14 protein-coding genes are annotated in these 12,327 nt (G+C 72.1%); 8 read left to right on the plus strand and 6 right to left on the minus strand.

What is annotated here, in order from left to right; genetic code table 11:
• Positions 1–26 precede the first annotated feature (26 nt).
• The 3 genes from ABWK99_RS07740 to ABWK99_RS07750 are packed head-to-tail and all read left to right on the plus strand — an operon-like array spanning position 27 to position 2,278.
• Positions 27–1,154, plus strand: a complete 1,128-nt coding sequence (locus ABWK99_RS07740) for a calcium/sodium antiporter (protein WP_372594137.1) — start codon at positions 27–29, stop codon at positions 1,152–1,154.
• Positions 1,155–1,214: 60 nt separating this feature from the next.
• A complete protein-coding gene (locus ABWK99_RS07745; protein ID WP_372594138.1) occupies positions 1,215–1,613 on the plus strand; it encodes an ArsR/SmtB family transcription factor in 399 nt (132 codons plus the stop codon).
• Positions 1,610–2,278: a cation diffusion facilitator family transporter gene (locus tag ABWK99_RS07750; RefSeq protein WP_372594125.1), complete on the plus strand. Its 669-nt coding sequence runs from the start codon at positions 1,610–1,612 to the stop codon at positions 2,276–2,278. The genes ABWK99_RS07745 and ABWK99_RS07750 overlap by 4 nt, the downstream gene beginning before the upstream one ends.
• A 28-nt stretch (positions 2,279–2,306) precedes the next feature.
• On the opposite strand, the gene ABWK99_RS07755 is transcribed toward ABWK99_RS07750, so the two are convergent.
• Together ABWK99_RS07755 and ABWK99_RS07760 are read right to left on the minus strand one after the other, a co-directional pair.
• Positions 2,307–3,431: an AI-2E family transporter gene (locus ABWK99_RS07755; RefSeq protein ID WP_372594126.1), complete on the minus strand. Its 1,125-nt coding sequence runs from the start codon at positions 3,429–3,431 to the stop codon at positions 2,307–2,309.
• Between the two features lie 65 nt (positions 3,432–3,496).
• Positions 3,497–3,781, minus strand: a complete 285-nt coding sequence (locus tag ABWK99_RS07760; RefSeq protein ID WP_372594127.1) for a DUF6457 domain-containing protein — start codon at positions 3,779–3,781, stop codon at positions 3,497–3,499.
• A gap of 289 nt (positions 3,782–4,070) precedes the next feature.
• Between ABWK99_RS07760 and ABWK99_RS07765 the strand changes: the two genes are divergently transcribed.
• Genes ABWK99_RS07765 through ABWK99_RS07785 form a run of 5 tightly spaced genes read left to right on the plus strand, consistent with a single transcriptional unit; the run spans position 4,071 to position 9,869 of the window.
• A complete protein-coding gene (locus ABWK99_RS07765; RefSeq protein WP_372594128.1) occupies positions 4,071–6,557 on the plus strand; it encodes a DMSO/selenate family reductase complex A subunit in 2,487 nt (828 codons plus the stop codon).
• Position 6,558: 1 nt separating this feature from the next.
• Positions 6,559–7,185: a DMSO/selenate family reductase complex B subunit gene (locus tag ABWK99_RS07770; protein WP_372594129.1), complete on the plus strand. Its 627-nt coding sequence runs from the start codon at positions 6,559–6,561 to the stop codon at positions 7,183–7,185.
• A 2-nt stretch (positions 7,186–7,187) separates the two neighbouring features.
• Positions 7,188–8,102 carry a dimethyl sulfoxide reductase anchor subunit family protein gene (locus ABWK99_RS07775; RefSeq protein ID WP_372594130.1) on the plus strand — a complete coding sequence of 305 codons (915 nt, stop codon included), beginning with the start codon at positions 7,188–7,190 and terminating at the stop codon, positions 8,100–8,102.
• Positions 8,103–8,106: 4 nt separating this feature from the next.
• The gene (locus tag ABWK99_RS07780; protein WP_372594131.1) at positions 8,107–8,787 is read left to right on the plus strand and encodes a molecular chaperone; all 681 of its coding nucleotides are present in this window, start codon (positions 8,107–8,109) and stop codon (positions 8,785–8,787) included.
• Between the two features lie 35 nt (positions 8,788–8,822).
• Entirely contained in the window at positions 8,823–9,869 is a 1,047-nt protein-coding gene (locus ABWK99_RS07785; RefSeq protein ID WP_372594132.1) for a 4Fe-4S dicluster domain-containing protein, read from the plus strand.
• Here ABWK99_RS07785 and ABWK99_RS07790 read toward each other — a convergent pair.
• The 4 genes from ABWK99_RS07790 to ABWK99_RS07805 all read right to left on the minus strand — a co-directional run.
• A complete protein-coding gene (locus tag ABWK99_RS07790; protein WP_372594133.1) occupies positions 9,837–10,475 on the minus strand; it encodes a hypothetical protein in 639 nt (212 codons plus the stop codon). The two genes, ABWK99_RS07785 and ABWK99_RS07790, sit on opposite strands and share 33 nt — an antisense overlap.
• 40 nt (positions 10,476–10,515) lie before the next feature.
• Positions 10,516–11,529, minus strand: coding sequence for a GTP 3',8-cyclase MoaA (gene moaA, locus ABWK99_RS07795; RefSeq protein ID WP_372594134.1), 1,014 nt, complete (start codon positions 11,527–11,529; stop codon positions 10,516–10,518).
• Positions 11,526–11,945, minus strand: a complete 420-nt coding sequence (locus tag ABWK99_RS07800; protein WP_372594135.1) for a molybdenum cofactor biosynthesis protein MoaE — start codon at positions 11,943–11,945, stop codon at positions 11,526–11,528. The genes moaA and ABWK99_RS07800 overlap by 4 nt, the downstream gene beginning before the upstream one ends.
• A partial coding sequence (locus ABWK99_RS07805; RefSeq protein WP_372594136.1) for a molybdenum cofactor biosynthesis protein B occupies positions 11,942–12,327 on the minus strand: 386 nt, incomplete at its 5' end. The genes ABWK99_RS07800 and ABWK99_RS07805, both read right to left, overlap by 4 nt.

The following is a 12,327-nucleotide window of genomic DNA, read 5'->3' on the forward strand; positions in this document are numbered from 1 at the left end:
AGGACTTCAGGGAACCCTGGGGGACTGTGACAGCGCTCGCTCTGCTCGGAGGCATGGCCCTGCTCGTCGCGGGAGGCGAGGTGCTCGTCCGTGGGGCGAGCGGCCTGGCGCGCCTGCTGGGCCTCTCTCCCCTGGTGGTGGGGCTCACGGTCGTCTCGTTCGCGACCTCCACCCCGGAGCTCGCCGTGACGGCGCGGGCGAGCCTTGCCGGCAGCCCCGGCCTCGCGGTCGGCAACGTGGTCGGCTCGAACATCGCGAACATCCTGCTCGTCCTCGGGATCGCGGGGCTGATCCTGCCGCTGGTGGTGCAGCTGCCGGTGGTGCGGCGCGACGTCCCGGTGATGATCGGCCTGTCCGGGCTGCTGTGGGTGCTGAGCCTGGACGGCGCGGTCTCGCGGACGGACGGGCTGCTGCTGCTGGTCCTGCTCCTCGCCTACCTCGCGTGGGCCCTGCTGCGCACCGGTCGGCGTCGGGTCCCCGTCACGGCCGCCCAGGCCCAGGCCGAGGCGTCCCCGTCCCCGCGCGGCGCGCGGCCCGCTCTCGCCCTGGGAGGTCTGGTCGTCCTGGGCGTGGCGATGCTCGCGATCGGAGCCCAGTGGCTCGTGGCCGCGGCCACCGACGTCGCGCTGACGCTGGGCCTGAGCGAGCTGGTCGTCGGGCTGACGGTCGTGGCCATCGGCACGTCCCTGCCTGAGCTCGCCACCTCCGTGATCGCAGCGATCCGCGGGAACCTCGAGATGGCCGTCGGCAACGCCGTCGGGAGCTGCATCGTCAACATCGGCGCCGTCATGGGGATCAGCGCCCTGCTCTCGCCCGGGGGCGTGCCGGTCGACGCCGGCGCCTCGGGGTTCGACCTCCCGATGATGCTCGCGGTCGCCGTCGCTCTCCTGCCCATCGCCTTCACGGGTTTCGTCATCCGGCGGTGGGAGGCCGCGCTGTTCGTCGCCTACTACACCGCCTACGTCACCTACCTCCTGCTCCGCTCGGCAGAGCACGCCGTCCTGGCTCCGTTCAGCTCCGTGATGCTGCTCTTCGTCGCCCCGTTGACCGGACTGACCCTCGTCCTGCTCGCGACCTACGAGATCGGGCTGAGGCGTGGGCGCGGGCAGCGCGTGCTCGACGACGTCGACCCGCCTGGCCGGGACTCTCGATGAGGGCGCTGTCCGCTGCCGTGCCACGGAGTGGGGGAGATCAGCTAACATCGCTCCGTGTCGATGACACCTACCCAGAGCGATTCTTCCGCCGGTGACCGTGCCTCCCTCTCGGTCGCCGCATGCCTCTTCGACGGCTTCAGCGACCCGACCCGGCTGGCGATCCTGCGTCGTCTGGCGCAGGGCGAGCACCGCGTCGTGGACCTGACCCGCCACCTCGGTCTCGCGCAGTCCACCGTCTCCCAGCACCTGGCCTGCCTGCGCGACTGCGGGCTGGTGGAGTCTCGTCCCGAGGGGCGGGCCTCGGTGTTCACCCTCGCCCACCCGCAGGCCACGGAGGAGCTGCTCGCCGCAGCCGAGCGGCTCCTCGCGCTGACCGGGGAGGCCGTGGCGCTGTGCCCCGTGTACGGGATCGCCGCGACCGCGGACCCCGACCACCACGAGAAGGAGACACGTCGATGAGCGCCACGGGACTGGACACCACGGAGGTCGAGCAGCTGACCCGACGGGGCCTGCGCCTCGCCCGGTTCACCGTGGCGTACAACGTCGTCGAGGGCGCCGTCGCCATCACCGCTGGGCTCCTGGCGGGGCTCGTGTCGGTGGTCGGCTTCGGGATCGACTCGGGGATCGAGTCCATCGCCGCTGTGCTCGTCGCACTGCGCCTGGCGGCGCGCCTGCGGCACGGCGAGGCGGACGAGCGGCGCGAGCGGCTCACGCTCAAGGCCGTCGCCGTGACCTTCTTCCTCCTCGCGGCCTACGTCACCGTCGAGGGGATCCGCAGCCTGCTCGCGGGCGAGGCCCCCGAGGGGTCGACGGTGAGCGTCCTGCTGCTCGTGGCGTCGTTGATCGTCATGCCGGTGCTCGCCGCCGCGAAGCGCCGCGTCGGCCTGCGGCTGGGGGACAACCTCATCCTCGCCGACGCCGCGGAGACCCGGATCTGCGTGCTGCTGAGCATCTCCACCCTGATCGGCCTGCTCGCGTACGCGGTCACCGGGGCCATCTGGATCGACCCCGTCGCGGGCTTCGTGATCGCCGCGTTCGCGATCCACGAGGGCAGGGAGGCCTGGGAGGGCGAGCTGGTCGAGGACGACGACGAGGACGACGACGAGGACGACCACGACCGGTGAGTCGGGGGGCGCCGGGCAGCAGCCGGGCTCAGGACTCGGTGTCGGCCTCGACGGGTTCCTCGCGAGGCTCGTCCTCCGGGTCGGCCGTGCGCCGCGCCGGCGGCTCGGCCAGCTCGGGCAGGACCTCGTAGCGGGTGCGGTAGAGGTCGAGCAGGGCGAGGAGCATCGCCACGACGGGGATCGCGAGCAGCGCTCCGGCGATCCCGAACAACGAGGTGCCGAGGATCACCGAGGCGAAGCTCACGGCGGGGTGGACGTTGACGGCCCGCGCGCTGATCCTCGGCTCGATCGTGAGGTTCTCGATCTGCTGGTAGAGGACGGCCCATCCGGCGACGATGAGGCCGAGCCAGGGGTTCGGGCTGAGCGCGCCGACGAGCACCGGGAGCACGATCGAGATGTACGTGCCGATGACCGGGACGAACTGCGCGATGAACCCGGTCCAGATCGCCAGCGCGAGCCATGACGGCAGGCCGATGATGACGAAGACGATCCCGCTGGCCGTGGCGTTGATGACGGCGAGGACCACCCGGGCCGCGACGTAGCGGCCGGTCTTCTCCGCCGTCGTGTCCCAGACCGCGATCGTCTTCTCCTGGATGTGCGGGGGGAAGAGGGAGGCGATCCAGCGACGCAGCCGCGGGCCGTCGGCCGAGAGGTAGAAGAGCAGCAGCGCGAACATGAACACGGTGGCGACGGCGCCGACCACGGACCCCAGGACGGCCAGCACCCCGCCGGCCACCTGGGCGGCCATCCCGGCCGCCGCCTCGGGCGTGAGGTTGAGGTCGGTGAGGATCTCGTCGAGCTCGTACTTCGTGCCCATGGTGGCGTTCACCTGGTCCACGCCCGCGGTCAGGAGCTCGGGCAGGCCCTCGACGAGCCTGGCCACCTGGGTCACGAAGAGCTGGCCGAAGGCCATCAGGAAGGCGCTGACGGCGAGGACGGTGGTCAGCATCACCAGTCCCGTCGCCGCGCCGCGCGGCATCCGCTGGGAGAGCCGGCTGACGGCGGGCTCGATCGCGAGCGAGGCGAACCAGGCCATGAGCACGGTGAAGAGCAACCCGCTCCCGCCGTCCAGGACGAATCGTCCGATCGCCACCACCACGGCCAGCGCGATGACGACGAACCCGATCCGCCAGACGTTCCGCGGGTCGAGCACGATGCGGACGGTCGACCCGGGTGCCCGCTGGGATGCCCGCTCGCCGACCGTCCGGTCCGACGAGGTCATGCCTGCGTCGCGGGGGGCTGCCACTGCGCGATCAGGCGGTCCAGGACCGCCAGGCGCTCCTGGATCCCGTCGACGAGCTCCTGGGTCGTCGCGCCCTGGCCCGTCGCGGCGCCGGCGGCCAGGCCGACGAGGAAGGCGGACATCGGCGCACCGGGTCGCACGACGTCGTGCGCGACGTCCCGCACGCGGTCGAGCATCGGCCCGGTGATCTCCTCGACGGCCCTCGCGTCCAGGTCGAAGGCGGTGACCACCTGCGCCATCCACACGTCCAGATCACTCATCGCCGGCCCGCCCTCGCGCGTCGACGGCACGGCGCTGCTCGCGGCAGCCCCAACGGGCCCGGGGCAGGTGTGCTGCGGTCATCGTGGGTCACTCTCCTTGGCGAGGTACGGAGGTCCTGAGGGCAGCGTAGGGCGCGGTGGCGCGGAGCGGGGACCCGGGGCTTCGGGGTGCCCGCTGACGAGGACGTTTGTCCCCGGCAACGGTGGCCAAAACCCCTAGCGTTGTGGCGAGCTGAGGGTGCACCGACGGCGGTGCCTCCTTCCCGCCGGGCCGCGACTGGGAGTGGACATGACAGACCTCGTGACCGAGTCGATCGAGGCCGTCAGGACCTCCGACGTGAGCAGGCGCAAGTTCCTGCAGTGGAGCTCGATCGCGGGCGGTGTCGCAGGCGCCGTCGGCCTCGCCGGCTGCGAGTCCGGCTCGACCGGTCTCCAGGCTGCCGAGGACGCCGTGGCCGGCGCCGACGAGACCATGGTCTGGAGCTCCTGCAACGTCAACTGCGGGAGCCGGTGCCCGCTGCGCCTGGCCGTCGTCGACGGGACCGTCGTGCGGGTCGACCCCGACGACACCGGGGACGACAACCTCGGCACCCAGCAGGTGCGCGCCTGCGTGCGCGGACGCTCCATCCGGCAGCGCATCTACTCCGCCGAGCGGCTCAAGACCCCGATGCGCAGGGTCGGCCCGCGCGGCTCGGGCCAGTGGGAGGAGATCAGCTGGGACGAGGCGTACACCGTCATCGCCGACAAGCTGACCGAGCTCATCGCGACGTACGGCAACGAGTCGATCTACATCAACTACGGCACCGGCGTGCTCGGCGCGACGGTGGCGACCAGCTGGCCGCCTGCCTCCTCCGCCGTCGCCCGCCTGATGAACTGCATCGGTGGCTCGCTCAACCAGTACAACGACTACTCGGCTGCGAACGTCGAGGCGGCCGTCGACTTCCACTACGGCGGCTGGGCCAGCTCGAACAGCAACGACGACACGGTCAACTCCCGCCTGGTGCTCATGTTCGGCAACAACCCGCACGAGACCCGGATGAGCGGCGGTGGCGAGGTCTTCGTCACGCAGAAGGCCAAGCAGCTCTCCGGCCACCGCGTGATCGTCTTCGACCCGCGGTACTCCGACACCGCGATGAACCTCGCCGACGAGTGGGTGCCCCTGCGGCCGGGCACCGACGCGGCGCTCGTCGCGGGCTTCGCGCACGTGATGATCACCGAGGGTCTTCAGGACCAGGACTTCCTGGACACCTACTGCAGCGGCTTCGACGAGGAGCACATGCCCGAGGGCGTGCCTGCCGGCCTCTCCTACACGAGCTACATCATGGGGATCGGCCCCGACGGCATCGAGAAGACCCCGGAGTGGGCCGCCTCGATCACCGGCGTCCCGGCAGCCGACATCCGGCGCCTGGCCCGTGAGATCGCCACCACCAAGCCGGTCAACATCAACGCCGGCTGGGGCCCTCAGCGGCACTCCAACGGCGAGAACCAGTCCCGCGCACCCATGCTCCTGTCGAACATGATCGGCGCGGTCGGCATCTCCGGTGGGGGCACCGGCTGCCGCGAGGCGCACGCCGCGCTGCCGATGGCCGCCTTCCCCGTGCTGACCAACCCGGTCCGCCCTGTCCTGCCGGTCTACCGGTGGACCGAGGCGATCCTGCGCGGCAAGGGGATGACCTACAAGGACGGCATCCGCGACGCCGCCGACACGAACTCGAACGCGAACGTCACGAACGACGTCGTGCTGAGCACGGACATCAAGTTCGTCTGGCTCTACGGGTCCAACGCCCTGGTCAACCAGCACGGTGACATCAACGAGACGATCAAGATCCTCTCGGACGAGACCAAGTGCGAGATGATCGTCAACATCGAGAACCAGATGACGGTCTCGGCGCGCTACTCCGACATCCTGCTGCCCGACGCCACGACGGCCGAGCAGATGGATCTCGCGGCCCAGGGCAGCGCGGGCAACCTCGGCTACGCGATCTTCGCCGACAAGGCGATCGAGCCGCTGTACGACTCCAAGCCCGTCTACGAGCAGCTGACCGGGATCGCCGAGAAGCTGGGCGTCAAGGACGAGTTCACCGAGGGCCGCAGCCAGGAGGACTGGGTGCGCTGGATCGTGGACGAGTCCCGCAAGAACATCCCGGGCCTGCCGTCCTTCGAGGAGTTCCGCAAGCAGGGGATCTACAAGGAGAAGCTCGACTCGGTCATCCCGCTCAAGGCGTTCCGCGACGATCCCGTCGCCAACCCGCTCAACACGCCCTCCGGCAAGATCGAGATCTTCTCGAGCAACCTGTACGCCATGTCCAAGGACTGGCCGATGGAGGGCGAGGGCAACGTCATCACCCCGTTGCCCGAGTACGTCGCCTCGCGGGAGATGCCCGGTGACCCGCTGCAGGAGAAGTACCCGCTGCAGTGCATCGGGCACCACTTCAAGCAGCGCACCCACTCCAGCTACGGCAACAGCCCCTGGCTGAAGGAGGCCCACCCCCAGACGGTGTGGGTCAACCCGGTCGACGCCGGCGCGCGGGGGATCCGCGACGGGGACGACGTGCGGGTCTTCAACGACCGGGGCGAGCTGCTCCTGCCGGCCTACGTCACCCCGAAGATCGCCCCCGGGGTCCTGTCGGTCCCGCAGGGCGCCTGGTACAGCCCCGAGACGCCTGGTGGGCTGGACAGGGGAGGGTCGGTCAACACCCTGACCAGCCTGCACCCCACGCCGTACTCCAAGGCGAACGGACAGCACTCCAACCTGGTCGAGATCGAGAAGGCCTGAGATGACCACCTACAAGCAGCTCGGTTTCTACGTCCACCAGGCCAACTGCACGGGCTGCAAGGCCTGCCAGATCGCCTGCAAGGACAAGCACGACCTCCCGGTCGGGGTCACCTGGCGCCGCGTCGTCGAGTACGCCGGCGGCTCGAACGAGGTCAACCCGGACGGCACCTTCCGCACCGACGTCTTCAGCTACTACACGTCGATCGCGTGCAACCACTGCGAGGACCCGATCTGCGTCGAGGTCTGCCCCAGCCAGGCCATGCACAAGGGCGAGAACGGGATCGTCTCGGTCGACCCGTCGATCTGCATCGGGTGCCGCTACTGCGAGATGGCGTGCCCCTACAGCGCGCCGCAGTTCGACGCCGACCGCGGAGTGATGACCAAGTGCGACTTCTGCGCCGACCTGCTCGCCGAGGACCAGAGCCCCGCGTGCGTCGAGGCGTGCCCCTCGCGGGTGCTGGACTTCGGTGAGATCGACGACCTGCGCGCCAAGTACGGCACCGAGGCCGGGATCGAGCCGTTGCCCGACCCGTCCGTCACCCGTCCGAACCTTGTCCTGACCCCGCACAAGGACGCCAGGGCCAGTGGCCGTGGCGACGGTGCGATCGCGAACCCGAGGGAGATCTGAGCATGACCGCTGAACTGCCTCTGGTGATCTTCACCATCATGGCGCAGATGTCCGTCGGGTCCTTCGTGGTCCTCGGCGTCATCCAGCTCGTCGGGTACCGCGTGGACCCCAAGCTGATGGACCGCATCACCGACCCCGCGCTCTACGCGATCGGCCCGATCCTCGTGCTCGGCATGGCTGCCTCGCTGCTGCACCTGGGTTCCCCGCTCCGGGCGGTGAACTCCCTGCGGCACCTCGGTGGCTCGTGGCTCAGCCGCGAGATCGCCTTCGGCATCCTCTTCGCCGTCCTGGGCGCCGCCTTCGCCGGGGTCCAGTGGCGCAAGATGCTCACCCCGCGACTGCGGCAGGTGCTCGCCGGGACGACGGCCGTCGTCGGACTCGGGCTGGTGTACGTCATCAGCCGCGTCTACACCCTGCGGACCGTCCCGTCGACGGACACCTGGCACACCGCTGTGAGCTTCTACGCCACGACGTTCCTGCTCGGGTCGCTCGCGGTGGGCGCAGCCCTCGTCATCGCCTCGCGGGTGCGGGTGCGTCGCGGTGTCGAGGACGAGGAGGCCCAGGCCCTCATCGTGCGGGCCGTGCGCGGGATCGCCATCGGCTCGATCGTCGTCCTCGGCGTGATCGTCGTGGCGCTCCCGACGTTCCTCGGCTCGTTGGCGATCAACGACTCGCCGGCCGCCGCGGAGTCGCTCGAGACCCTCGTGGTCACCTACGGCGGGCTCTCGATCCTCCAGCTCGTGCTGATCTTCGCAGCGGTCGCCGTGCTGGCCGTCTTCCTCGTCCAGCTGAGCCGCGGGAAGATCGACCACCGCGGGCTGGCCGTCGTGGTGGTGACCGCCTTCGCGCTGGCCTTCAGCGGCGAGCTGATCGGACGGATGCTGTTCTACGCCAGCATGGTCCGCATCGGGATGTGATCGGGTGACGGCGCGAGAACTGGCACCCACCGAGCTGGCCGAGACCCTCGACTCCTGCGCGGCCGCGGCGACGTTCCTGTCGCGCGTGTACCTCCAGGCTCCGGACGGGCCGATGCTCGCCGAGCTCGCGGGTGACGGCGTGCTGGCCCAGTGGCCCATCCAGGACGACACGCTCACGACCGAGGGCCTGGCGGCCATCGGTCGGTCCGTCGGTGAGCAGCCCACCCCGCTGACCGAGCTGCACGCCGACCACCAGCGGCTGTTCCTCGGGCCGGAGAACCTGCTGGCCTGCCCGTACGAGTCGGTCTACCTCAACCCCGAGCACCTGACCTTCGGCTCCGAGACGCTCGAGGTCCGACGCTGGTACGGACGCTACGGCCTCGCCGCGCCGGCCGTCGGGCGCGAGCCGGACGACCACATCGGTCTCGAGCTGGCCTTCGTCGCGCACCTGTGCCTCCGGGCGCTCGACGTGCTCGAGGACGGCGAGGCGACCGGCACCCCCGACGACGCCGCCCTCCAGGTGGCCGTGCGCGCGCTCGCCGAGTTCCTCGGCGACCACCTGCTGGCCTGGTCGGAGGAGTTCTGCGACCACGTGGTGGGTGGGGCACGGACGGACTTCTACCGCGGGGTCGGCCTGCTCACGCGCGGACTGACCAGGCGGATGGGCCGGGACCTCACCGCGTGACGGACGGCCCGGGAGCCATCGGTCAGGAACCGCCGGTGACCCGGCCGGTGGACACCCGACCGCTGCGCCGTTGGCTGGCAGCCGCAGACGGGCCTGCCGTGCTCCTCGCCTGCCGCGAGCACCCCGACCCGCGCGCCTGGTGCGCGCCCGACGCCCAGGACGAGGGCCCATGGGCGGTCTACCTGCTCTCCGGCTGCCTCGGGGACCTCCCTGCGGCCGCCGTGCTCGAGATCCTCGCCGGCGGAGCCTGCGAGGTGGCCGGCCTCCTGGACGGCTGCGGCGCCCCGGACGCCGCCCGCCTGGTGCTCGAGGAGGCCGCAGGCATCGCCCTCGCTCTCGGCCTCGATCGGCAGGTGACCGCCCGCAGCGGCGCACCCGGGCCCGCGGACACACCGCCGGACGCTCCGCACCGGGTACTGCCGCGTCTCTCGCGTCGTCGCGCGGCTCCGCTGCTCGACGCGGAGCAGATGCCGGTGACTAGACGCACCGTGCTCGCCGCCCCCGGTGCGGCAGAGGTCGGGGGGCTGCCGGCCCCCGAGGCTCACCCCGCGCTCCGGATGAGGTCCGCGGTGCGGGAGCTGTTCGGTGAGCGGCCGGTCCCGTCAGCGCTCGGCGACCTGCCCGCCGGCGCGGGGCTGCTGGCCGCGCCGGGCTGCGGCGGGACGGGCACCTGTGTGCAGGCCTGCCCGGTCGGGGCGTTGAGCCTGACGGTCACCGACCTCACGGGCGGTACCGCGGCGCCAGGGGAGGCCGCCGGTGCGGGCCGGCTCGTCCCGGGAGGGGACCGCCACCCGCCGGACGTCGAGCAGTTCGTGCTGAGCGTCGACGCCTCGCGGTGCATCGACTGCGGGTTGTGCGTCGACCTGTGCCCCGAGGGTGCGATGACGCGGACGGACGGGCTCACCTGGAGCCAGGCCCTGGACGCGACGCCCGCCGTGCTGCGTGCGGGTCTCGTGCGGCGGTGCGCCCGGTGCGGAAGCGCGCACCGCGGCGAGGGCGAGCTGTGCGTCGTGTGCGCGCCGCGTGCGCGCGACCCCTTCGGTTCGCGGCTACCCCCGGGGTTCCGCCGCCCCGGACGCTGAGCCGGTCCCGCTGAGCCCTGCCCCGGTGGACTCGCGCTCGAGCCAGGCCAGGAGGAGCTCGGCCAGGGCGGTGTACGGCTGCCCGCTCGCCTGCTCGCGCAGCGCGACCCCGGCCTCCCGGAGCACTGCGCCCTCGGCGCCGGACAGGGCGTCGTCCTGCTGCACCCGCAGCGCGCGGGCCCGGGCCGGTTCGCGGGCCGACCACGCCGCCGACTCCTGCGCGCACCAGGAGGCCAGGAGGGCGCAGGCCTCGCGCGCCGCCTCCAGGTCCCGACCGGCGCCGACCACGAGCGCGGCATGGGCTTCGACGAGGCGTGCCCGCTCGGCGTCCTCTCCGCGCCGGCCCGCCGCTCGCCCGTAGGCGCCGAGGCGGATCAGCGCCGGGGCGAAGTCGCCCTTCTCGCCGGTGCGCCAGTCGGTGGCGGCCTCGAGGCTCCGCACGAGGGCTCCGGTGGTCAGGGCGTGGACCCACGCCGCCGACGGTGCGTCGAAGGTCGCGGCGAAGGTCGCCCAGCCCTGCCCACGGCGCTCGGCGATCGTCGCGATCGCGGCGAGGCCCTCGCCGGGCGGCGGCGTCACGGGCGGCGGGATGCTCGGCAGGGTCACGCGGTGCTCCGGGGTCGACGGGGAGGGGAGGGGCGTCGGCTCAGCCGCCGATCGCGCTCATCGGCCGGTCCGGCTGGTGGAAGTCGGGATCGCCGATGTCGTGGCCCGCTCGCTTCCCCGCCACGCAGGCGCGCAGCGCGCCGGCGATCGCCTCGTCGTCCCCGCCGGAGCGCAGCACCGTCCGCACGTCGGTCTCGGACTGAGCGAACAGGCAGGCGCGCAGCTGGCCGTCGGCGGTCAGGCGCAGGCGGTCGCAGCTCCCGCAGAACGGTGCGCTCACCGAGGCGATGACCCCGACGATCCCCGGCCCGCCGTCCACGAGCCAGGTCTCGGCGGGTGCGGTGCCCCGCCCCGGGATCGGCGTGAGGGCGAACTGGGCGCTCAAGGCGTCGAGGATCTCCGTCTGGCTGACCATCTGGGTGCGATCCCAGGTGTGGCCGGGGTCCAGCGGCATCTGCTCGATGAAGCGGAGCTGGTAGTCGTGCTCGACGGCGAAGCGCAGCAGGTCCACGACCTCGCCGTCGTTGACCCCTCGCATCGCGACGGCGTTGAGCTTGATCGGCGCCAGGCCGGCCGCCCGGGCGGCCTCGAGCCCGGCGAGGACCTGGGGGAGCCGGTCCCGTCGGGTCAGCTGCGTGTACCTGTCACGGTCCAGCGTGTCGAGGCTGACGTTGACCCGTCGCAGCCCGGCGTCCTTCAGGGGGCCCGCGAGCTGGGGAAGGCGCAAGGCGTTCGTCGTCAGGGAGATCTCCGGGCGGTCGCCCTGCGTGCCGAGCGCGGCGAGCGCCGCCACCACGTCCACGACATCCGGGCGCAGCAGGGGTTCGCCGCCGGTCAGCCGGATCTTGCGGATGCCCAGGTCGACGGCAACCGAGGTCACCCGCACGAGCTCCTCGGTGGAGAGCATCGCCGAGCCCGGCAGCCACGGAACCCCCTCGGCGGGCATGCAGTACGTGCAGCGGAGCGAGCAGCGGTCGGTCAGGGAGATCCGCAGGTCGGTGTGCACACGACCGAAACCGTCGACCAGCCCAGCGGTCGGCGTCGGCCTGCTCATGCGAGACCGACCCAGTGGTGCCGGCCGTCGGCGAGGATCTCCCGCTTCCACACGGGCAGCTCCTTCTTGATCGTCTCGACGAGCTCCTCGCACTCGCGGAAGGCCTGGGTGCGGTGGGCGGTGGAGACGGCCACGACGATCGCGATCTCGCCGACCGGGAGCAGACCCCGGCGGTGCGTGGCCGCGACCCCGAGCACTCCGTCGGTCTGCGCGGTGACCGCGACGAGGCGCCCGAGGATCTCCTCGGCATCGGGATGAGCGGAGTACTCCAGCGCCGCGACCTCGCCGTCGGCGGACGGGTCGTGGTCCCTGACCTGGCCGACGAACAGGGCGACCGCCCCGGCGCCCGGGTGGGCCACCGCCGCCAGGTGAGCGTCGACCGAGACCTGGTCCTCGGTCACCCGCACGAGGCTCATGAGTGGTCCCCTCCGGCGATCTGGTCGAGCATGTGGTCCAGCAGCGGGAGGAGCACGTCGAGGCCCTGACCGACGGCCGCCGGGCTCCCCGGCAGGTTGACGACGATCTGCCCGCGCTCGGTGAGCCCGGCGAGCCCCCGGGAGAGCACGGCGGCGGCGACATGGGCCTGGCCGGCGCGTCGGATCGCCTCGGCGAGCCCCGGGAGCTCCGTGGCCAGCAGCGGGCGGGTGCCCTCGGGTGTGCGGTCGCGCGGGGTGAGCCCCGTGCCGCCGCTCGTGACCACGACTCGCGCGGGGCCCGCCAGCACGGCGGCCAGGGCCTCGCGGACCTGGTCGGCCCCGTCGGGGACGATCGTCGGTTCGCCGACGCTCAGCCCTGCGC

Origin of the sequence: Actinotalea sp. (assembly GCF_041597215.1) — a bacterium.
GTDB lineage: Bacteria > Actinomycetota > Actinomycetes > Actinomycetales > Cellulomonadaceae > Actinotalea.